This is a genomic window from Pricia antarctica, assembly GCF_900101815.1.
Taxonomy (GTDB): Bacteria; Bacteroidota; Bacteroidia; order Flavobacteriales; family Flavobacteriaceae; genus Pricia; species Pricia antarctica.
On sequence record NZ_FNAO01000008.1, the window covers coordinates 88027 to 111652 of the forward strand.

Below are 23626 nucleotides of genomic sequence, written 5' to 3' on the forward strand. Positions count from 1 at the left end.
GTGGACCTGTCGCTCCGTTAGCACCGTCCAATCCGTCAGCACCATCTGCTCCTGCCGGGCCTTGGGGACCTACGTTGCCTTGTGGACCTTGTGGACCTGTCGCTCCGTTAGCACCGTCCAATCCTGGGGGTCCTGTGGCACCGTCTATTCCGTCGGTTCCGTCCGCTCCTGCCGGACCCTGTGGACCTTGGGGACCCGTTGCTCCGTCAGCACCAGTCGCCCCGTCGGCGCCGTCTAATCCTGCGGGACCCTGGGGACCTTGGGGACCTGTTACTCCATTGGCACCGTCCGCTCCTGCCGGGCCTTGGGGACCTACGTTGCCCTGTGGACCCGTTGCTCCGTCAGCGCCGTCTAATCCTGCGGAGCCCTGTGGACCCGTTGCTCCGTCGGTTCCATCCGCTCCTGCGGGACCTTGAGGACCCTGTGGACCTGTTGCGCCATCTGCACCATCTGCTCCTGCGGGACCTGTTGCGCCGTCAATTCCATCCGATCCGTCCGCTCCCGCCGGACCCTGTGGACCTTGGGGACCTGTCGCCCCGTCAGTACCGTCTAATCCAGCGGGACCTGTGGCACCGTCCACTCCGTCAGCACCGTCTAATCCTGAGGGACCCTGTGGACCCGTTGCTCCGTCGGCACCGTCTGCTCCTGCGGGGCCTTGGGAACCTTGAGGACCCGTTGCTCCGTCAACACCATCAGCACCGTCTAATCCAGCGAGGCCCTGTGGACCTGTCGCTCCGTCGGCACCGTCAGCTCCCACCGGGCCTTGTGGGCCTGTGGCACCGTCAACACCGTCTACTCCGTCAGTTCCGTCCGCTCCTGCGGGACCTTGTGGACCGGTCGCGCCGTCCAAACCGTCAGCTCCCGCGGGTCCTGTGGCACCGTCCAATCCATCCGATCCGTCCGCTCCCGCCGGGCCTTGGGGGCCTGCGTCGCCCTGTGGACCTATTGCCCCGTCCGCGCCGTCAGCTCCCGCGGGGCCTTGTGGGCCTTGTGGACCAGTTGCTCCGTCAGTACCGTCAGCTCCCGCCGGGCCTTGTGGGCCTGTGGCACCGTCAACACCGTCAGCTCCTGCGGGGCCAATAGGTCCTGTAAAATCCGAAGTAATAAAACTGGTACTGTTTGTATAGTTTATCGTAAAAGTTCCATCGAAATTGTCAACCGTGCTCTGAACTCCTACTCCATCCGCGCCATCAGTAGATGAAGCTTCCCAAGAATCACCGTCCCAGTAAAAAATTGCCCCGGTAATGGTGTTGACATATAAATCACCAGTATCCGCCCCAGCCGGGGTGGTAGCTCCACTAGTAGTAACTGCGGTTCCGCTCAAGACCTCGCAATTACACTGATCTTCTAACGTTACCGTAGTCTGCGCCATGGCAAGTCCGGAAACCAAAAACATTAGGATTACAATTATATTCTTCATGGCCATTACTTTACTTTGTACCTTATTGGTATGTATCCTTGGTATAAGACGAATTGAAAATCCGTTTATAGCAAGTGTATTTTTCTAAATTTCTAAGCTGAATACTTTTCCGCGAGCCATGGCCTGGAAAGGCGGTTTTGGCTATGGTGAAGAGGATACGATAACATCCTAAATCTATTGGTTAAGTTACTCATGCTTTGGGTCGTGCCGAGCCGGATTGTGGGAAAACGGTTTACATACACATTATAAAATTAAGGGTACCAGGTCCACCTCAAAAATAAATGTTGTGTATCTAATAGAAAGTAGTGTAAAGAGCTAAAAAGATGAAGTCTTACTTATTTTCGTTTATCGATAAATACCCTAAAATCAACAGGTTCAAAGGATAAAGTGTACGAAAAATCGGATATTTGTAGTGGATGAACTTTGTGAAATTCAATCTCAATTCTTGTTTACCCTGTGAGTAATCCGCCGGTTGGTAATAACGGTCTTGGGCCGTACTGTGAGCAATGCGGCATCCGATGCTATAGGGGCACAGGTAGTAGTTGAATTGAATGCAAGGGCTCGGTAACTATAACCGTTCTTACTTTGCCCAACTGTCATAGCCGTAAGGGTAGCGGTTTGGGTTCCCGAATATTCCACACCATCAGTGATATTTGTAAAACTGCCTCCGCCGTCTGTGCTCACCTGCCATTGATAAGTATCCGCATTGCTTGCGCTCACAGCGAACTGGCCATCATCGTTTACAAATACCGCTAGATCGGAAGGTTGCGTGCCAATCGATACCTCCGGAATATTGGAGATCGTATGACTGCCCAAATCAACGGGACATTCATCATTGCCCCAACGCGCCCAAATATGGTAGGTACCGGCTGCAAGGTTGCTGTAGGTTGTTGAACCGCTATTGTCAGGTACGCTTGATTCGTAAGTCGATTGGTTATTGAGACTAAATTCAATTGCCGATCTACGGGGATGGTCCGGAAAATTCAAGGTGAATTCGCCATTGTCAAGTGCACATGTGGTCCCGATTATAGCGACGGTGGCCGTTGGTGCAGATTCTATCTTTATCCGTACCGTATCTGTATCTTGGCATCCATTGGCATCGGTTGTAGTAACCGTATAATCCACAGTTATGTCATCACTTGGATTACCAATGGGCGTAAAATTTATACTGGCCGAAGTTTGGCCTGTATTCCAAAGATATGTGTAACCCGCCGTTCCTCCGGAGGCAGTTGCCGTTAATGATACCGAATCTCCATCACATATGGTTTGGTCGGTACCTGCATCTGCAACCACATCGGTCACCGTTAAAACCGCAGTATTCGAGGTAACATCAGAGCAACCCGATGAAAGAATGACTCTATAGCGTTTTCCACTTTCGGCAATCGATGGTCCTGTAACCGTTAAGGTGGCAGTGGTAGTTCCTGAATATATGCCCGAATTTGTCAAATCGCTCCAAACGGAGCCATCGAACGATTGCCACTGATATGTATTGATCGCGGTCGCCGAAACGCTAAATGTAGCGTCATCGCCCAGACAGACTGTTTGATTAACGGGTTGGGAAGTAATATTGGGATTGCTCGCCATGGTAATACTGGTAACATCGGTTATGTTCAGGTTCGGATCACCTGGCATACCACCATATTCAACGACATAGCCTTGGGGTTGATAGTTTCCCGAACCTGAGCCGGTGTTCGACAAATCGTTCCAAGAGCCGTTGGGATTAACGTTCGGGTGGGTAATATGTGCATAGTCTTCATCGCCAGACTGATTGGGTTCATTAGTATTCCAGAATGCAAAATTCGGGGAACTTCCCCCTATGGCGCCGTTCCAAAAGTTAAGTCCGGCCTCGGGCCCGGTGACCCATCTCCAAACACCTTCCGTGGCGGCATCGCTACCTCCAATCCATCCCGTACCGGCCGCTTGAGATCCTGAAAAATCGGCCTCTTCCTGCGAAGTCAGCGTAGCCAAATAGCCTTGAAGGCCAAAGTAGGTGCTGGCGCTTGCGGCCGCGTTGGCATCCGTCCAAGTGATTCCCAAATCATCTACATATAAATAATAATGCCCGGTACTCGGCAGAAAATTGGCTTCTCCCACGGTGATGGAAAACTGCCTCCACCCTGTCGGTGCCGCCGAACTACTAGAATATTCTACCGCGGCAATCGCAGCTTCGAATTCGGTATAGGTTGCGGGGCCGGTGAGAACCAATCTGCCTTGTATCGCATCGAAAGCAGCAGTAATGCTCGGGTGCGATCCGGTCAACGTCAACAAGTCTTCACCTACGGCATACCCCGCTGAAATTTGAATGTAGACTGCTGTGGTGCTGGTATCGTCGCCGTCGGTGATAGCTATGGTCTCGACTATCGGTACCGAAGATCCCGGACAGTAATTTTGTGCTCCGGTAGCAGCGACGACCGGGGGCTCGTCCACATCGTCTATGGAATCCCTAAAATCAACATCCCCCGATACGGTGTTGACATCGGAATCGCTATCGGGCAAGGCAATAGATCCCCCATTTGTATTCGAAGGATTATCGATGGTTCCTCCCGGATCTGCATACCCTGTCGTGGTATCGCTGGTATTATCCAATCCATCACCATCGGCATCCAAACCTGACAAGGTGATTCCCGCTTCCGCGGTATCGTTGGCTCCTTCGTCATCACTATCGATATCTAAATAATCGGGGACAGAATCGGTATCCGTATCAATCGGGGTCAATCCGTTTGTACCATAGGCATTGTCCAAACCGTCGTTATTGGTGTCCGCGTTGGAAGGTGCGATGTATCCCAAAGTAGTCTGTGTCTCCACATTGTCGGGAATCCCATCTCCATCGCTATCAAGATCGAGATAGTCCGCAATGCCATCGGAGTCGGTATCTTTGCAACCAATACCGTAACTAGCCCCATATACCCTCGCCCCTATTTGATAGGCCTCAATCCTGATATATTCCAAGGCACTGCCGGAAACTGTAAACGTATATTTGGTTATGCTACCGCTGGGGGTTCCGTTCGCCGAGGCCAAGAATCCATTGTTACCCCCTGCCCCGCTCGATCTTTGTATTTGCATATCGGAGGTTGTCGTCGAAGGGTCCGCACCAAGAAATACGTCAATTTGCGTTCCGACCGGTACCGGAGCAGGAAATTTTAAAAGCAAAAGGGAACTACCACCGGGATAAGACATTGGGTTCCGAGCATAAGAAGTACCGGGATTTCCCTGCGCATTGGTTACATTGCTAAAATACCGGATGTTGGTGCTAATCTCTATTCCGGTTGCCGGCGTGCTGCATTCTACAATATCTAAAATACCGTCGTTATCATCATCTACATCACAAACGTCACCTACGCCATCGCCGTCAATATCGGATTGATCGGAGTTAGCCATCGTGGGACAATTATCGGAACTATCGTCAACACCGTCACCATCGGTATCGGCAATATAAGTTGCCGAAAACCGTACATTATCAATAGAAACCTCTTCAGAGCCCGTCCAATCGGAAGATCCGTTGAAAGCTAACCCACTATTGGCCGAGATATAATTGGCAGGTAAATCGATACTTACGGAGTTGGCACCTCCGGTGATGCTGCCGATAAACTGAAAAGCTCCTGAAGTATCTCTAAGCCATAGATTGAGTGCCTCGTCACCTATGCTATTAGCATTGTAGTCGAAGGTCAGGGTAACAGTGATAGCTCCGGAGAGATTGACCAGTCTATAGATGTATACGTCGTCTAAATTTCTGAAACGAAGGGCGTTCGAAACTACGCGTATCTTTCCGTTGGTGGGGTCGGTAGTCTCCCCGACTTCGGTCCAACCCGATGAAAAGTTATTCGAGCCATTGTTATTGGCGTAGGAAACGCTACTGAAATTATCCAAATACGTCTGTTGACCAAATGCAAATGAGGACAGCAGAAGAAGAAGACAAAATATTTTATTTCCTGAAAAGAATTTCATGCACCGCAGGTAATTCGATTATGCCTTACGCTTAACCAATTTTAGGATTTATCCATTCGAAAACCAGCACTCTTTTGTTAACTGTAGCTGACAAACAATATCAAATGTAAAGGCAAACAAACGGTATTCGAAATAATTGTTGTGTATGTATCCTAAAGCCAAGTGAATATGCCAAATAACGGGGTTTGCTTAATAATAGAGGAGAATAAATAGGTAGAAATCGCATCGGGCGAAACCAAAAAAACAGCCGAATGGGCTGTTTTTTAATACACTGGAGGATGCGGTTGTACTACTCTACGATAATAAACTCAGATCGACGGTTCATTTCATGTTGTGCGGACGAACATTCCACCCCGTTTACGCAGTCGTTGATGAGTTTGGTCTCCCCAAAACCTTCACTGCCCAACCGGTTTTTTGAAATGCCCCTTTCTATCATATAATCGACAGTTGCCTCGGCACGTTTTTGGGAAAGCCACAGGTTATAAGAATCTTTGCCCCTACTGTCGGTATGGGCGTTGACCTTGATTTTCAGACTGGGATATTTCTCCATGGCCGCAATGACCTTTTCGACCTCTATCTCCGAATCTTTACGGATATCGTATTTGTTATAATCAAAGTAAATTGCCCTCAATTGAAGGAGTTTGGACAAATCATCGCCGAAACCGGCCGAAACCGTATTGCGCTCCAGTAAAAAATCGATGGTCTTGGGCTCTCCTTCCGATTTTGGCAAATATTCTTCAGCGGGTATAAAGCCTTCCATCCTAGCCCGTACAAAATTCCCTTGATTACAGTCCAACGATACCAGATACTTGCCTTCGGTGTCCGTAACGACCGATGAAATCTCCTCATTGTCTTCGTCGATGACCATGACGGTGGCCCCTATCAACGGTTCTTTGGATATTTTATCCATGACCGTTCCGCTAACTGATTGCTTGCAGCCCAGCAACAAGGGTTTGGCCTCTAAAAATTCATAGATATCATCGCCGCCAAGACCCTCGGAACGGTTTGAGGCAAAATAGCCGCGTTTGGTATCTTCGTTGATTATAAAGGTAAAATCATCGAATCTACTGTTAATAGGTTCTCCTACGTTCGTTACCTCGTCATTGGAACTGCCATTTTCTAACTGAACGGCGAAAACGTCCAACCCGCCAAGCCCGGGATGACCGTCGGAAGAGAAGTATAGCACGTCACTACTACCCACAAAAGGAAAGGTTTCCCTAGCCTCTGTATTGATGCTATTGCCCAGATTTTCGGGAGTTCCAAAACTGCCGTCGTCATTAATCGAAACCTTGAAAATATCGGACTCTCCGAGTGATCCTTCCATATCGGAGACAAAATACAGGGTCTTTTCATCGGAACTCAATGCCGGATTCGCCACGGAATAGGCGTCACTATTGAAAGGGAGCTCTTCGATATTCGACCAAATTCCCTCGACCGAAGTTGACTTAAAAATCTTGAGCCGTATCACCCCGTTTTTATCTTTGTTGGATTTCCTGTCCTCTAGATTGTTTCGCGTAAAATAAAGTGTATTACCATCTTTGGTGGTAATTGAGGTGGACTCGTGCAATCTCGTGTTTACGCCGTCTCCTAGCTTTGTGACTGTCTTGGCCGAGGCGCTATCGGCGTTTATTTTATATAGATCTAAAAAGTCTTTGGAGGTCCAGGTATGTCGGTAGCGCGCAAAATTACCGGTATCGCGGTCCGAGGAGAAAATCAGTCCCTCTTTATAATAAGAAGGTGCAAATTCGGAATAGGTGGAATTGTATTCGAAAGGAGTTACGTTGAATCGCCCGGAATTTTTTTTGATTTCCTTTAGATAATCGGTATCGCTCTTGTAGGCCGATGCCCTTTCATCGTCTTTGGCAGCCTCTAGAAATCGAGCCATTACGGTCTTTGAAGTTTCATAATCTTCGAGCGTCTTTAAGGTCTGGGCATATCTAAAATAATATTCGGGAGGAGTATCGTCAGGATAGTTATCGACCAATCGCTTGTACGTATCGGCGGCTTCTTTGTAATCGGCATTAAAATAATAGGAGTTGCCCAACTTCTTCAACAAATCCGCAGAGGCATAACCCCTATCCAAAACCTTTTTATAGATATCGATAGCGGGACTGAAGGAGTAGGCTTCGTATTTCTCGTTGGCCTTGTTCAGGAGTTTTTCTTGGGCGAAACCCTTTACCCCCACTAAAAACGTTATTAATATAAGTATGTAAATCCTTTTTACCATTTGCCCCAAATTATTTTAAAAAACTATGCAAGCGCCTTAAAAGAAACGTGGCGAGACCAGTTTTTCGAAAGACCTCAACAATTCCCATCTTAGAAAAATCTCGAAGGATCCGTTGCTGAACTGTTTGGCCCCAAAATCAGTAGTCTCCTTATCATAGGCGAGACCCAACATGATTTGATCGGTAATCTGAAAACCGGCTAAGGCACTTAACGCCGCATCCCAACGATAAGCGGCCCCGAAAGAAAATCTTTCGGCAAATAGAAAGTTAGCCGAAAAATCTACCTGTAAGGGAGCGCCCCCGACCACTTTGGTCAATAACGCAGGTTTAAATTTTAAATTGTCGTTCAGATCAAGAACATACCCCGCTATCGCGTAAAAATTGACTCGGTCTTTGGCCAGAAAATCGATGGCGTTCGCATCGGAGTTCGAATTATCGAAATGCTCGGTCTCCAAAAGATTGGGCGCAGAAAGGCCAACATAAAATTTATTGGTATGATAGTAAACCCCCAAACCTACATTGGGTGAAAATCGGTTTTCAATATTATCCGCAACGACTGCCTCCTCAAAACCCTCGCGTTGGCGTAGTTGTACAAAATCGAGATTCAAGAGGTTACCGCCCAACTTTAGACCGAACGACAACTTGCCCTCTAGAGAAACGTCTACTGTGTATGAAACCAAGCCATCGATGTAGGTCTCTTGAACCGTACCGTCCCCGATTTTGTCATTGACGACCGACACCCCATAGCCCACGTTACTGTTCCTAATGGGAGAGTGTAAATTAAACGTAAAGGTCTGCGGGGCTCCTTCAAGGCCCACCCATTGCGACCTGTACAGTCCCGCGATACTCAGTTGCCCCCTAGAACCAGCATAGGCAGGGTTTACGCTCATGGTATTGAACATATACTGGGTATACTGCGCATCTTGTTGGGCATTTGCCGTTTCCCAAAAAACTACGAGAAGGAACAAGGATGCTAAAAGGCTCTTTTTAAGAATCATAAATAGCTTTATTGGTATCGTTCAAATAAGTTCTAAGTAAACGTTTACTTACTGATATAGATGTAACCGCTGTCTGTTATACTTTTTTCATCTACCGTATGGTACTCAAATATATAAAAATATACGCCCGCTGGTAAATACTCTTGAGCGTTCACTGTAGTTCTTACCTTCGACCTTCCGTCAAAGACATTGTTCTGGTTATTATAATCTTCGCCCTCATATACCGCTGTACCCCATCGGTTATATATCTTAATACTGTTATTGAGGGCCAATTCAACATTTTCGATCCATAAAAATTCATTTTTACCGTCCCCATTGGGCGTTACCATTTGCATCACTACGATAGCGTTGCTTTTCAGTTCATTGGGATCGAGATAGCTGGGAATGTCATTACCATCTGCATCGTCATCAGTGGGATCAGCGTTTTCGTTGGTGTCTTCATCGGGGGTGTCGAGGTCGTCACCATCATCATCGATATCGCGATAATTCACGTCTTCGGTGCCATCGGTATCGGGCAAGTCGTTTGCGGGGTCGTCGATTTCGTCATTGACATCAAAACCGTCATTGATATCGCTGCCTTCATAGCCATCATCCAAACCGTCTCCATCGGTATCCGTACCGGTCGGATTCTGATCGGGAATACCGTCAAAGTTAAAATCGTTGCCCTCATTGTTATCGGGCACTAGATCGTTATCGCTATCCCTATCAATATAATCAGGATTGTCGGTGCCATCGGTATTTACTGAATCTAAACCGTCGGGATAAGCGGAGTTCAGACCGTTGTTTTCTTCATAAGTTCCATCACTATCGTCGTTCGGCGTAATATATCCATCGGTAGACTGTGATTCTACGTTGTCGGGAATACCGTCATTATCGGCGTCTATATCCAAGTGATTGGGGATGCCGTCGTTATCGCTATCCAACGGATCGGTCAAGGGATTGTCGTCACCGTCAAGATTAGGGTCTTCGACCGTATCGAGAATACCATCATTATCATCATCTAGATCGGTGGAATCGGGTACCCTGTCACCATCGGTATCGACATTGGGATCCGTGTCATTATCCAGATAATCGGGCGTACCGTCACTATCGGTGTCATCGTTGGTCGGATTACCGTTTTCATCGGTATCTTCGTCAGGCGTATCGATACCATCGCCGTCGTCATCGACATCGCGATAGTTGACGTCTTCGGCACCATCGGTATCGGGCAAATCGTTTGCGGGGTCGTCTATACCGTCATTGAAGTTAAAACCATCGTCGACACTACCGTGTTCATAGCCGTCATCCAGTCCGTCAGCGTCGGTATCCGTGCCTGTAGGGGTCTGGTCGGGCACCCCGTCGAAATTAAAATCATTGCCTTCGTTGTTATCGGGCACCATATCGTTATCACTATCCAGATCGATGTAGTCGGGGGTGTCTTCCCCATCGGTATTTACGGTGGTAATACCTTCGGGATATGCGGAGTTCAGGCCATTGTTCGACACGTAAGTTGCCTCATTGTCATCGCTCGGGGCAATATATCCATCCGTAGTTTGCGCTTCTACGTTATCGGGAAGACCGTCGTTATCGGAATCCATATCCAAATGATTCGGAAAACCATCATTATCGCTATCCAACGAATCGGTCAAGGGATTGTCGTCACCATCGAGGTTCGGGTCTTCGACTATATCGAGAATGCCATCGTTGTCATCATCGAGGTCGGTGGAATCCGGTACACCATCCCCATCGGTATCGGCACCGGTACCCGTCTCATTATCCAAATAATCGGGCGTACCGTCAGTATCGGTATCGTCGTTGGTCGGGTCACCATTGGCATCGACATCTTCATCGGGCGTATCGAAACCATCGCCGTCGTCATCGATATCGCGATAGTTGACGTCTTCGGCACCATCGGTATCGGGCAAATCGTTGGCAGGATCGTCGATTTCGTCGTTTACGTCGAAACCATCGTTGATATCGCTGCCTTCGTAGCCATCGTCCAAGCCGTCACCATCGGTATCCATACCGGTCGGGGCCTGATCGGGCACTCCGTCGAAGTCGAAATCGTTGCCTTCGTTGTTGTCGGGCACCAAGTCGTTGTCGCTGTCCCCATCTAAGTAATCAGGCGTGATGTCATCATCAGTGTTAACCGGGGTAAGTCCGGCATCTCCGGCTCCTTCGTAAACATTGTCCAATCCATCGTTGTCATCGTCCGCACCTTCAGGGGCAACATACCCGTCGGTGGTCTGGGCCTCTACGTTATCGGGAATACCGTCATTGTCGGCATCGATATCGACCCTGTCGGGATAACCGTCGGCATCAGTATCGGTATCCTTGCGAAAATTTATCGTTTGCGGATTCGTGAAATTGTCGGGACACGAGAATTGAATGCCCGATTGCCTGACAATGGTGATAAAATTTTCAGAAGTTTGGGTCTGAATACCAAACCGGAAAACAAAGGTCGAAATAGAGACAAATTCCACCGCGACGTTCACTTGGGGATTGACGTTCGATATGCCATCGTATTCTTTGGTGCCACCGTGCACCAATAGGCCCCCGCCCGTATTCTCGACATCGATATCTTTTGGATCATCCAAGGTATACCTTGAGGGGGTATCAAACCTATTAAATTCCTGATACTGAGTGTTTCCATCGACATCGATAAAATTGGCGATCAGATTTTCCAAGATTACGGGATCGGTCCCGCCAGAGGCTACCAAGGAAATCTTCAGGTCGACATAGGGCTCCCTAACGACATCGGACACTGTAAACTGTATCTCGGGTTTAAAAAAGGCAGGGTCGGTGGCGTTCTGGTCGAGTACTTCGATTTTGGCGTTTACGACCTCATCGACCGTTACCAGGGCATCGAGGCCATCGGCCACATTGGCTATCCGATACACCGCGCCTTCGCTCGATGCCTCCCCTGATTCCAACACGGAACTTTCCGAAAAATTCAGGTTCGGAGCGGTCTGGCAGTCAAAATCGGTACTTGTGATGGTGGATTCATTTTGGTCTAAAATTCCATCGTTGTCGGAATCAATATCCAAATAGTCAGCTACCCCATCGGCATCGCTGTCCCTGGGGCTTAGACCTTCGCCATTTCCGGGGGCAGTTTCATAAGCGTCGTCGAGACCGTTGCCATCGGTATCTTTGGCAGAGGGCTCCCTGTAATCGGTATAGATTTGCGCCTCTAGGTTATCTAAAATGCCGTCGTTGTCGGAATCCAGGTCAAGATGGTCGGGTAGCCCGTCCTTATCGCTATCGATATCCTGGCCTTCGACCGTATCCAATATCCCATCGCCGTCATCATCGATATCCATGTCGTCCGTAACACCGTCTCCATCGGTATCTGTTAAGAAGGATGGGTCCTGTATAAAGGTAGCATCCGAAAAGGTATCGAAAGAGGTGGTCAGTACGAACAGCGAACCCATCGTTAGTAGGGCAAGACCGTAAACTACTTTTTTCTTAAAACCTATTAAAGTAAAATTTTCCATATCTGTTTAGTTAGAAATCAACTAATCACCATGGCAAGTAGGTATTTTGTAGGAGGTAAAAAATGGGGATAATCTGTAATATCCATGCAATATATATTTAAAATTCCAATCGCCGAATTGTTTTAAAAGCATAACTTATGAAAAATCCTCTAAAAACAGTTTTATTCGATAAAGCGTATGTCTTTGCCTGTTTTACAATGGATTAAATACGTTTTTAAAGGATATAAAGGATGTGGACCTTAATTTTAGAGCTGACGATTACTTTGGCAGCGTAGTATTTGAAAGCGAATAGTTTGGTGAATAATTACAATTCTTGTAAGATTATTAAGATATACATCAAGCGCTATATTACAGGATGGCAAAAGCATTATTTGCCGTATTTTTGCACAAATTTCGCCCATGAAATCATTTAACGACCAAATCAAAAAACGACGTACTTTCGGTATAATTTCACATCCCGATGCCGGAAAGACTACCTTGACGGAGAAGCTTTTGCTTTTCGGGGGCGCCATACAGGAGGCCGGCGCCGTAAAGAGCAATAAAATCAAAAAATCGGCTACTAGCGATTTTATGGAAATCGAACGCCAGCGCGGTATCTCGGTCGCTACTTCGGTCTTGGCCTTTTTATACAAGGATAAAAAAATCAATATTCTTGACACTCCCGGACACAAAGATTTTGCCGAAGATACTTTTCGTACCCTTACCGCTGTAGATAGTGTTATCGTGGTCATCGATGTAGCAAAAGGAGTCGAGGCCCAGACCGAAAAACTGGTAGAGGTCTGCCGGATGCGAAATATACCCATTATTGTATTTATCAACAAGTTAGATCGTGAAGGGAAGGACGCTTTTGACCTATTGGATGAACTGGAACAAAAATTGGGACTTTCGGTGACTCCACTAAGTTTCCCTATCGGGATGGGTTATGATTTTAAGGGCATCTATAACATCTACGAAAAGAACATCAATCTTTTTAGCGGCAATAGCAAGAAAAATATTGAGGAAACCATTGCTTTTGACGATATCAACAATCCTGAATTGGACACGATTTTGGGAAACAAGGCCGCACAAAATCTGAGAACAGATCTAGATCTCGCTATGGGGGTCTACCCCGATTTTGATAAGGAAGCGTATTTGGCCGGAAAGCAACATCCGGTATTTTTCGGTTCGGCATTGAATAATTTCGGGGTACGCGAGCTGCTGGACTGTTTTATAGAAATAGCTCCGTCGCCACGTGCCAAAAAAGCCGAGGAACGCATGGTGGAAGCCACTGAAAAGAATATGACGGGATTCGTATTTAAAATACACGCCAACATGGACCCCAAGCACCGCGACCGCTTGGCATTTGTGAAGGTGGTCTCCGGTACCTTCGAGCGGAACAAACCCTACCTGCACGTAAGGCAAGACAAAAAATTGAAGTTTTCGAGTCCGAATGCCTTTTTTGCCGAGAAAAAGGAAATTGTGGATATTTCCTATCCCGGCGATATCGTCGGGCTACATGATACGGGAAATTTTAAAATCGGCGACACGCTCACCGAAGGCGAGGAACTACACTATAAAGGAATACCCAGTTTTTCGCCTGAGCATTTTAGGTACATCAACAATGCCGACCCCATGAAGTCGAAACAGCTCTATAAAGGTATAGACCAATTGATGGACGAGGGGGTGGCGCAACTGTTCACCTTAGAAATGAACGGTAGAAAAGTAATCGGCACCGTGGGAGCACTACAGTTCGAGGTGATACAATATCGCTTGGAACATGAATACGGCGCCAAATGTACCTACGACAATTTTCCTGTCTATAAAGCGTGTTGGGTAGACCCAGAAGACCCTAAGAACGATGAATTTGCCGAATTCCAACGCATAAAACAAAAATTTCTAGCGTTAGATAAACAAGGGCAGTCGGTGTTTTTGGCCGATTCACAATTTTCTTTACAGATGACGCAACAGAAATATCCCAGTGTGAAATTACATTTTGTTTCGGAGTTTGAATAAGAGCCTGGAGACTACGAAATTTTCTTCAATTCGTCATTAATCAAATCAATATCCCCTGAATTCAATTCAATATCAGCGGCGGCGGCATTCTGAACGGACTGCTGCGAGTTTCGTGCTCCGGCCAAGGCAATCGTGATGCCCGGGCGTTCGATGGTCCATCTTAACACCAACTGTGCCAGGGTCGCATTTTTTTCTTCGGCCAAGGGTCTGATTTTTTCCAAAAACGCATTGGTCTTGGTGATGCTATCCGCTGTAAAATACGGATTGTCTGCCCTATGGTCACCTTTTTCGAATTTTTGTCCCGGTTTCATCTTTCCGGTAAGTAATCCTCTTTCCATCGGACTGTAGGCTAATATAGATTTCCCATTTTTGCGGCAGAAAGGTACTACTTCCCTCTCTATGTCGCGGTTGACCATACTAAAAGGCACTTGATTGGAAACTACGTTCACGTACTTTTCAGCCTCCTTCATCTGTTCGACCGTATAGTTGCATACACCTGCATGGCGAATTTTTCCTTCCTTGATAAGTTCCGCGACTGCTTCGAAAGTCTCTTGAATAGGTGTGGTGACGTCGGGCCAGTGAATTTGGTAAAGGTCGATATAATCGGTACCCAGCCGTTTAAGGCTGTTCTCGACTTCTTGTTTTACGCTTTCTTTGCCCGCGTATTTGTAAATGTCTACATCCTTACCGTCGTTATCCTTACTTTGAAAGTAAAATTCACCCTTTTTCAAATCCCACCGCATTCCGAATTTGGTCAATAGCTGTACTTTGTCCCTTGGGATATCTTTGATGGCTTCCCTTACGATTTCTTCGCTGGCGCCCATGCCGTAAATAGGTGCCGTATCAATGGATGTAACCCCCTTTTCATAGGCATCCTGTATGGCTTTGATGGCTTGGTTGCTATCGCTGCCACCCCACATCCACCCGCCGGCGGCCCAAGCACCGAATGTGATTGCTGAAATTTTTAAATCTGTATTACCTAGTGTTCTATATTCCATTTTTATTGGATTTTTATAAATTCATAATTTATGAAGAATTTAGGGAATTCATTCGATAGCGGACTATGTAATCGCTAAAATTTTTGACCAGTTTCAAAAATGTATAATGGTCTGTGTAACTACAATCGGATTCCGTCACTATATCCGGGCCATTAATTTTTTCATTTGCGGATTTTTCAGTAATCCACCATAGGCCACGTCGGAAGAGAAAAGGCCGGCATCTTCATTGCCTTCGATGATTGTGGGTCCCGTTGGCGTTATGGCCACGTCCCAACCGATAAAACCATTGGGTATATACTTTGTGGCCTTTTCGACCAGTGCGCAGGCTTCGTCAAAGTAGGGTATCCGAAAATTCTCAAATTTAAAACCGGTATCGGGATGTTCTGTAAGCTCTTTACCCCCGAATTTCATATCACGATAGCCTTTTTGCTTTAAAGTACCATGCTCTTGATCGATTCCCACGAAAAATCCACCTGAAGACACGTTGTCGATAAAGCTACCCCCTGCCCCCAAACGTAAATAGGATGAAATAATAACGACTTCGCCTTTATCCATAGTCGTCACTATTCTAAGCGTATTTATTGATTTTGCGTAGATATCATTGATTTGCTGATGCTGCCTTAAACCCTCGGTATGAATATAATCGCCGCTCAGCAAGTTTTCGTATTGCCTTTCCAGTTGTTGTGAAAATTTTTCACGATCCAGCTTCATGCAGCCTTGACCTTGGTTAAGTGCCAAAGGCCTGATGAAAACAGCCTCTTCGCCAGTGGAATCAAAAACTTCCGTATAAAAGTGGGTTAAATCGCTACTATCCGCAATTTCCCTGATGCTTTTGCCGAAAAAGAAACTACGTCCAAAATTGTAGGCGATAAGTTTTGGGGTCCGTATCCCGTTTCTTTCGCAAAAAAGAGAAAAATTCAATTTGTTGCGCAAAATTGAGGTAAACTCTCGTTTGTGCAGGTTTTTACTGGCATGAATCCTTGCAGCCTCCTTAGTACCCACATAATCCTTGTAATTTTTAATATCCTTTTTATAGAGATGTTTAAAATAGTACACCGGCAACTCCCTTTTAGTCATCCAAAGTATCATTACCTCTTTGACCATTTTAAAATAGCCTTTTTTATTCGGGTTTTTAAGGAAGACCTTGATTCTTCCGGGATTTTTTATCTGCATAATAGGATGGGATTAGGAATATTCTACCAGGCAATTCATACGTTAAGAATTTTTAAAAAGGTGAGCTTAAATATACGGAATCGGCCTGAATACTCGCGGAAAGACCGTTAAATCTCGGTTAATATATAGTTTCATCCCTATCAAAAATCTAAAAAGTAAGCTATCTTTGACGCGCCTCAAAATTACACTATATGCTTCGTTCGTTTCGTAATTCCTTATTTTGGATATCCGACTGGTTTCAAGGTGCCGAAATCCGTAAACATCATGATGCGGTAACAAAGATCAATGAAGATCAGGATTCCGATTTTGCTATTCAAAAAAGAAAACAATACCTGAACGACCTGCTTGCGCATTGTCGTAAAACGGTGCCTTATTACAGAAACCTTACGATCTCGGATTCCTTATTGGAGAACTACCCGGTTACCAATAAAAATTTGATCAAGATGTCTTCTGTTTCTTTCCGATCGGAGGAATACACACAAAAAAAAACCTTTAATGCCAGCACCAGCGGGTCTACAGGCACACCTTTTACCGTATTACACAATCTTGATAAAAAGAAAAGACATATTGCGGACGTACGTTTTTTTTGGGAATCTGTCGGACATGCCTATGGTACTCGATTTTTCTATCTTCGAATATGGACCGCCCAGAATAAAAAAAGTAAATTCCTTCAAAAGAAACAGAATATCGTGCCCATAGAGGTATTCAAAATGGATGATAGCGCTATTCAGGCTTTTCTTGAGGAAGTTAGGGCCACCGACTCCCCAAAGAGTATTTTAGGATATGCTTCCGCATTAGACCGTATCGTTACATACATACAACAAAACCATTCGGACATGTCACATGCAAACGTGGTATCCATTATTGCCATGTCAGAATCCCTTGATCTTCCAACCAAGAAAGTACTGGCCGCATGTTTTAATTGCCCAGTTGTATCGCGGTATGCCAATACCGAATGTGGTATGCTGGCGCAGCAGACCGCCGACTTGGAAAATGACTATTTGCTCAATTTGGCTAGTTACCATATCGAGGTCCTCGATCTGGAGAAAGATGTTCCTGCCGAGGAGGGCAAACCGGGCAGAATCGTTGTCACGGACCTTTTTAACAAGGCCATGCCAATGGTTCGCTACGATACCGGGGATGTCGGTACTATGGGGAAAATCGAAAAAAATGGACGTACCCAATATGTCTTCAAAAAAGTCGAAGGCAGAAAGATGGATGCTATTTACGATACGCAAGGTGAGCCAATATCTTCGTTTACCATTACCAATAACATGTGGAAGTATATCGAACTGACGCAGTATCAATTTATACAACTTTCAGAAACAGAATACAAGTTCAAATTGAATGCTCCAGAAAAATTTTTGAGGGAAGAAGAGCTGATGAGCGAATTCAGGTCCTATTTCGGGGAGAATGCTAAAATTACAGTGGAATACGTAGACGAAATTCCATTATTATGTTCTGGGAAACGGAAAAAGGTGCTGAACCGGAGTGCATCATAATGTACTTTATTTAGTCCATAACTTCGAAGGATTGCCGCCAATTCGTTTAATGTCAACTCAGGCTTGGCTCAACACGCTGCCTAAATAGCAAAAAGATTTTGTTCATCCGTAACATCGCCGCTCAAATAAGGGTCTCCGATGCTTCTTCTCCTCACAAAACGGGCAGGAGATCCGTAGACTACCGAATGGCTGCCCACATTCTTAACCACCAATGCACCGGCACCTATAATACTGTGCTCTCCAATAGTTATTTTTTCTATGATATTCGCGCCCAAGGAAATCGCCGAAAACCGGCCCAATTTCAAATCTCCACCAGTGCATACCCCAGATGCAATACTTGAAAAGTCATCCATTACACCATCATGGCCGAGCGATGAATTGGTATTTAGAATACAGAAAGCGCCGACGGTGGAATTAGCATTTATAATGGCACCGGGCAAAATGGCACTTCCTTTCCCAATTTTCACTCCCTTGCCCACTGTCGCGCTGGGGTGAATAGTGCTTACAAAATCAAGATTCGGTACTATAGCACTGATTTTCTTGGCCACATTCTTTCGCGTCCAATTATTACCTATGGCCAGAATAGCACCCTGAATATTGAATTTGTCTATGAGTTGAGGCATAGCCTCTTCGTTGCCTAAAATTTCGTATCCGTTCATTTTGGAACCCTTTTCCTTAAAGGAGTCGACGAAGCCCAAAACATTATAACGGCCTTCCTTCTCTATACAATCCAATAACATGCCCCCATGTCCCGAAGCCCCAATGATTACGATATTTTTCATTTACAATTTTCTATCACCCATTTTCACAAGGTATACGAATTTTCACGAGGTGTACGAAAAACAAGCTATTGATCGTCGATTTACCTAATTAAAGCTGAAAACCTACCATTGCCAAACGGCCAACGTACTCTATTTACATTGGCTTTAATACAATATACGATAAAATACAGAATTTCAGATGTCTTACCTTTCCTATGAAATAATAAAGCTTTGTTAAAAGATGTGAATATTGGTTATACGGATTTACCAAAAATTCACATTGATCACAAATCAGTTCTTTGTGTTCGGCTTGTAACCTAAAAAAAAACCTTACGAAATCGTAAGGTTTTTTTAAGCCTCTCCAGTAGGTCCGAAATTTATAGGAATCGGAGGTTGCTCATAGTCCTTTATAGTGCCGTGTGCTTTTTCAAAGCGATGTATATTATCGTTCAACGCTTTTAGAAACTTTTTGGCATGTTGCGGGGTGAGAACTATCCGGCTCTTTACCTTCGCCTTTGGCGCCCCGGGCATCATACTTATAAAATCGACCACAAACTCGGATACGGAATGGTTAATAATCGCCAGATTGGAATAGATTCCCTCTGCCGTTTTTTCATCCAGCTCGATGTTGATCTGTTTTTGCTTGTCTTCTTTTTCGGCCATACTGCTAATTAAATGAATGATTGCGAGCGAAGTGACGCCATCTGTTTCAGCTTTCTAGGATGCTGAAACAGATGGCGTCGCTGCACTTGCCTTCGGCAGGCTGCGCTCGCAATTTAGAACTTCATTGCTTCTTTGCGGGCCATGATTTCATCGTATTCCTGTTTAGAGCCTACGATAATGTTCTCATAGTCGCGCATACCGGTACCGGCGGGAATCTTGTGCCCCACGATAACGTTTTCCTTAAGCCCCTCCAAGGTATCTATCTTACCGCTTACCGCAGCTTCGTTCAACACTTTAGTGGTCTCCTGGAACGATGCCGCCGAAATAAACGATTTCGTCTGCAATGAAGCTCGGGTAATACCCTGTAATATGGGTGTCGCCGTTGCAGCGATCGCATCCTTGGCTTCCACTGCATTCTTATCGGAGCGCTTCAAAATGGAATTCTCGTCCCGAAGTTCCCTAGCCGTAATGATCTGGCCTTCTTTTAAGTTCTCCGATTCGCCTTTGTCAACGACTACTTTCTTACCGTAAATCTCATCATTTTCCATAATGAAATCATCTTTATGCACCAGCTGGTTCTCCAAGAAGATGGTATCGCCCGGATCTTGAATCCGTACTTTACGCATCATCTGACGTACCACGACCTCAAAGTGTTTATCGTTGATTTTCACACCCTGTAAGCGATATACTTCCTGTACTTCGTTCACTAGGTACTGCTGCACCGCAGAAGGACCCTTAATGGCCAAAATATCCTCAGGTGTAATAGAGCCATCCGACAAGGGCATACCCGCACGAACGTAATCGTTTTCCTGCACTAGAATTTGGTTCGATAATTTGACCAAGTATTTCTTGATCTCGCCCAATTTCGATTCGATAATAATCTCACGGTTACCCCTTTTGATTTTTCCAAAGGATACCACACCGTCGATTTCGGAAACTACAGCAGGATTCGATGGGTTCCTTGCCTCGAATAGTTCGGTGACCCTGGGTAGACCACCCGTAATATCACCGGCCTTAGCCGATTTACGAGGAATCTTGACCAAAATCTTTCCTTCTTTAATCTTATCACCGTCATCGACCATGATATGTGACCCTACGGGTAGGTTGTACGACCGCAACACTTCGTCTTTGCTATTTTTAATCAATAGCGTAGGAATGAGTTTTTTGTTCCGTGTTTCAGAAATCACTTTCTCTTGGAAACCGGTCTGTTCATCAATTTCTACCTGATACGTCACCCCTTGCTCGATATTTTCATAAGAAATGGTACCCGGGAATTCTGAAACGATGACACCGTTATAGGGATCCCATTGACAAACAATATCACCATCTTTGATTTTAGCCCCGTTTTTCACGAAGAGCTGAGAACCGTAAGGAATGTTATTAGTACTTAGGGTAATACCCGTCTTCTTATCTACAATCTTGATTTCGGAAGTTCTTGAGATAACGATTTCAGTAGCTTTTCCTTCACCATCTTCGCCATTTACCGTTCTCAAATCCTCAATTTCGGCAACACCGTCGAATTTGGCGACCAATTTATTATCCTCGGAAATGTTACCGGCGATCCCACCCACGTGAAAGGTACGCAAGGTCAACTGGGTACCAGGCTCACCAATGGATTGTGCGGCAACAACACCTACAGCTTCGCCACGCTGAACCATTTTATTGGTCGAAAGGTTTCTACCATAACACATGGCACAGATACCTTTCGGTGCCTCACAGGTCAATGCGGAACGTACTTCCACCTTTTCGACGGGAGAATCCTCTATCCGTTTCATGTCGGCTTCCATGATTTCCTGTCCTGCACTAAGCAAAAGTTCTTGGGTCAATGGATTGTACACATCGTGTAACGAAACCCGACCTAAAATTCGTTCGCTTAAGGATTCTACTACCTCTTCGTTCTTTTTCAACGCCTGTACTTCAACACCTCTTAAGGTTTCGCAATCTTCGATATTGATGATCACATCTTGAGAGACATCGACCAAACGACGGGTCAAATACCCGGCATCGGCCGTTTTCAGTGCGGTATCGGCAAGTCCCTTACGGGCACCGTGTGTAGAGATAAAGTATTCCAAGATCGAAAGACCCTCCTTAAAGTTGGACAGGATAGGGTTTTCTATAATCTCACCACCACCGGCGGTTGATTTTTTGGGCTTGGCCATCAGACCACGCATACCGGTCAACTGGCGGATTTGCTCTTTAGAACCCCGTGCACCGGAATCCAACATCATATATACAGAGTTGAACCCTTGTTGATCTTCGCGGATACGCTTCATGGCCAATTCAGTCAATTGCGCATTCGTAGAGGTCCATACATCGATTACCTGATTGTAACGTTCGTTGTTCGTGATCAGACCCATGTTATAATTGGCCATAATGCCATCGACCTGTCCATTGGCCTCGTCGATCATTCCTTGTTTTTCTTTTGGGATGATAATATCGCCCAAACTGAAAGACAATCCGCCCTTAAAGGCGAAATCGTACCCCATGGTCTTGATCTTGTCCAAGAAATCGGCTGTGGTCGGCACATCGGTCACACTTAAAATTCTACCGATAATATCACGCAGCGACTTTTTGTTCAAAACATCGTTGATATACCCTGCCTGTTCGGGCACTTCCATATTGAAAAGTACACGCCCAACGGTGGTCGAAATAATCTGATTGACCAATTCGCCCGCCTCATTGAAATCCGGGGCCCGTACCTTGATACCGGCGTTCAGGTTGACCATGCCTTCATTGAAGGCAATTTCAACTTCCTCATAAGAATAAAAGGTAGTTCCTTCGCCTTTAATCGGCACTTCAGGGGTCGATTTTCGTTCCTTGGTCATATAGTATAGACCCAAGACCATATCCTGTGACGGTACCGTAATCGGGGAACCGTTCGCGGGATTCAATATATTGTGCGAAGCAAGCATCAACAACTGAGCCTCCAAAATAGCTTCCGGACCTAATGGCAAGTGTACGGCCATCTGATCCCCATCGAAATCCGCATTAAATGCGGTGCAGACCAAGGGATGCAGACGAATCGCCTTCCCCTCGATCAGTTTCGGCTGAAAGGCCTGAATACCCAATCGGTGCAAGGTCGGGGCGCGGTTCAAGAGTACCGGATGCCCTTTCAATACGTTTTCCAGGATGTCCCAAACTACGGGCTCCTTTTTATCTATAATTTTCTTGGCGGACTTTACCGTCTTGACAATTCCGCGCTCTATTAGTTTACGGATGACAAAAGGTTTGTACAGCTCTGCCGCCATGTCTTTGGGAAGTCCACATTCGAACAACCGCATCTCCGGACCGACAACGATAACAGAACGGGCGGAATAATCCACACGTTTACCCAAAAGGTTCTGACGGAAACGCCCTTGCTTACCTTTCAAGGAATCGGAAAGGGATTTTAAAGGACGGTTGGATTCCGTTTTAACCGCGGATGCCTTCCTCGTATTATCGAAAAGGGAATCAACGGATTCCTGAAGCATCCTTTTTTCGTTTCTAAGGATGACCTCGGGCGCCTTGATCTCGACCAATCTTTTCAGACGGTTGTTTCGGATGATTACCCGACGGTACAAATCGTTAAGGTCGGAAGTCGCAAAACGACCACCATCCAACGGTACCAAAGGACGCAATTCGGGTGGAATGACCGGAATCACTTTCATGATCATCCACTCGGGATTGTTCTCACGATTGTCTTGAGATTCCCGTAATGCTTCAACGACCTGTAGCCTTTTCAAAGCTTCGGTCTTCCGTTGCTTGGAAGTCTCTGTATTGGCCTTATGGCGCAATTCATAGGATAGTTCCTTCAAATCGATACGTCCCAACAAATCGATAAGGCATTCCGCTCCCATTTTTGCAATGAACTTGTTGGGATCGGATTCTTCCAAATATTGATTTTCGGGCGGAATGGACTCCATGATGGTCAGATATTCCTCTTCCGTCAAGAAATCCAATTTATTGAGTTCCTCCCCTTCTGGACCTTTGGCGATACCGGGCTGAATCACTACGTACCGTTCATAATAGATGATCATGTCCAATTTCTTGGAAGGTAACCCCAAAAGATATCCAATTTTGTTCGGCAAAGAACGGAAATACCAGATATGGGCAACGGGAACCACCAAATTGATATGCCCTACCCTATCCCTACGTACTTTCTTCTCGGTAACCTCTACGCCACAACGGTCGCACACAATACCGCGATATCGAATGCGTTTATATTTCCCACAGGCACATTCGTAATCTTTTACAGGACCAAAAATGCGTTCGCAGAACAGACCGTCACGCTCTGGTTTGTGTGTACGGTAGTTTATAGTTTCCGGTTTTAGGACCTCACCCCTAGACTCCGCCAAAATTGATTCTGGCGATGCCAAGCCGATGGAAATCTTGTCAAACCTTTTTACTGGATTATGATCTTTCATTCTAGCCATAGTTATACTGTGCTACTTGTTAATGTGTTGTCTTCTTACCCTACTAGGTCTCGACTGCGCTCGA

General features: G+C 45.9%; 11 protein-coding genes and 1 pseudogene. 2 read left to right on the forward strand and 10 right to left on the reverse strand.

From position 1 onward, the window contains the following. From BLT07_RS21655 to BLT07_RS15870, 5 genes and pseudogenes are all read right to left on the reverse strand, one after another. Positions 1-1420: pseudogene (locus tag BLT07_RS21655) on the reverse strand (hypothetical protein); the annotation flags it as partial. Between the two features lie 438 nt (positions 1421-1858). Next, positions 1859-5365, reverse strand: coding sequence for a thrombospondin type 3 repeat-containing protein (locus tag BLT07_RS21445; protein WP_091871338.1), 3507 nt, complete (start codon positions 5363-5365; stop codon positions 1859-1861). A 289-nt stretch (positions 5366-5654) separates the two neighbouring features. Further along, on the reverse strand, positions 5655-7592 hold the full coding sequence (locus BLT07_RS15860; RefSeq protein WP_091871343.1) for an OmpA family protein: 1938 nt from the start codon (positions 7590-7592) through the stop codon (positions 5655-5657). 36 nt (positions 7593-7628) lie between these two features. Continuing rightward, positions 7629-8588, reverse strand: coding sequence for a PorP/SprF family type IX secretion system membrane protein (locus BLT07_RS15865; RefSeq protein ID WP_091871348.1), 960 nt, complete (start codon positions 8586-8588; stop codon positions 7629-7631). Positions 8589-8632: 44 nt separating this feature from the next. Then, a complete protein-coding gene (locus BLT07_RS15870) occupies positions 8633-12061 on the reverse strand; it encodes a T9SS type B sorting domain-containing protein (protein ID WP_091871352.1) in 3429 nt (1142 codons plus the stop codon). A gap of 399 nt (positions 12062-12460) precedes the next feature. On the opposite strand from BLT07_RS15870, the gene BLT07_RS15875 reads away from it, so the two are divergent. Next, positions 12461-14053: a peptide chain release factor 3 gene (locus tag BLT07_RS15875; RefSeq protein ID WP_091871355.1), complete on the forward strand. Its 1593-nt coding sequence runs from the start codon at positions 12461-12463 to the stop codon at positions 14051-14053. A gap of 11 nt (positions 14054-14064) precedes the next feature. On the opposite strand, the gene BLT07_RS15880 is transcribed toward BLT07_RS15875, so the two are convergent. Then, positions 14065-15051 carry an aldo/keto reductase gene (locus BLT07_RS15880; protein ID WP_091871359.1) on the reverse strand — a complete coding sequence of 329 codons (987 nt, stop codon included), beginning with the start codon at positions 15049-15051 and terminating at the stop codon, positions 14065-14067. 138 nt (positions 15052-15189) lie between these two features. Then, positions 15190-16224 (reverse strand): sugar-transfer associated ATP-grasp domain-containing protein, encoded by a 1035-nt coding sequence (locus BLT07_RS15885; protein ID WP_091871364.1) that lies wholly within the window; start codon positions 16222-16224, stop codon positions 15190-15192. A gap of 191 nt (positions 16225-16415) precedes the next feature. Between BLT07_RS15885 and BLT07_RS15890 the strand changes: the two genes are divergently transcribed. Beyond that, entirely contained in the window at positions 16416-17726 is a 1311-nt protein-coding gene (locus BLT07_RS15890) for a phenylacetate--CoA ligase family protein (RefSeq protein WP_091871368.1), read from the forward strand. An 80-nt stretch (positions 17727-17806) separates the two neighbouring features. Here BLT07_RS15890 and BLT07_RS15895 read toward each other — a convergent pair whose 3' ends face one another. The 3 genes from BLT07_RS15895 to rpoC form a co-directional block, all read right to left on the reverse strand. Continuing rightward, positions 17807-18508 (reverse strand): acetyltransferase, encoded by a 702-nt coding sequence (locus BLT07_RS15895; RefSeq protein WP_091871373.1) that lies wholly within the window; start codon positions 18506-18508, stop codon positions 17807-17809. Positions 18509-18838: 330 nt separating this feature from the next. Continuing rightward, positions 18839-19150, reverse strand: a complete 312-nt coding sequence (locus tag BLT07_RS15900; RefSeq protein ID WP_091871377.1) for a DUF3467 domain-containing protein — start codon at positions 19148-19150, stop codon at positions 18839-18841. Between the two features lie 113 nt (positions 19151-19263). Then, a complete protein-coding gene (gene rpoC, locus BLT07_RS15905) occupies positions 19264-23562 on the reverse strand; it encodes a DNA-directed RNA polymerase subunit beta' (protein ID WP_091871382.1) in 4299 nt (1432 codons plus the stop codon). Positions 23563-23626: the final 64 nt, after the last annotated feature.

Coding starts and splice junctions, on each gene's coding strand:
- BLT07_RS21445 (WP_091871338.1), bottom strand. CDS start 5,365: ATGAAATTCTTTTCAGGAAATAAAATATTTTGTCTTCTTCTTCTGCTG.
- BLT07_RS15860 (WP_091871343.1), bottom strand. CDS start 7,592: ATGGTAAAAAGGATTTACATACTTATATTAATAACGTTTTTAGTGGGG.
- BLT07_RS15865 (WP_091871348.1), bottom strand. CDS start 8,588: ATGATTCTTAAAAAGAGCCTTTTAGCATCCTTGTTCCTTCTCGTAGTT.
- BLT07_RS15870 (WP_091871352.1), bottom strand. CDS start 12,061: ATGGAAAATTTTACTTTAATAGGTTTTAAGAAAAAAGTAGTTTACGGT.
- BLT07_RS15875 (WP_091871355.1), top strand. CDS start 12,461: ATGAAATCATTTAACGACCAAATCAAAAAACGACGTACTTTCGGTATA.
- BLT07_RS15880 (WP_091871359.1), bottom strand. CDS start 15,051: ATGGAATATAGAACACTAGGTAATACAGATTTAAAAATTTCAGCAATC.
- BLT07_RS15885 (WP_091871364.1), bottom strand. CDS start 16,224: ATGCAGATAAAAAATCCCGGAAGAATCAAGGTCTTCCTTAAAAACCCG.
- BLT07_RS15890 (WP_091871368.1), top strand. CDS start 16,416: ATGCTTCGTTCGTTTCGTAATTCCTTATTTTGGATATCCGACTGGTTT.
- BLT07_RS15895 (WP_091871373.1), bottom strand. CDS start 18,508: ATGAAAAATATCGTAATCATTGGGGCTTCGGGACATGGGGGCATGTTA.
- BLT07_RS15900 (WP_091871377.1), bottom strand. CDS start 19,150: ATGGCCGAAAAAGAAGACAAGCAAAAACAGATCAACATCGAGCTGGAT.
- rpoC (WP_091871382.1), bottom strand. CDS start 23,562: ATGGCTAGAATGAAAGATCATAATCCAGTAAAAAGGTTTGACAAGATT.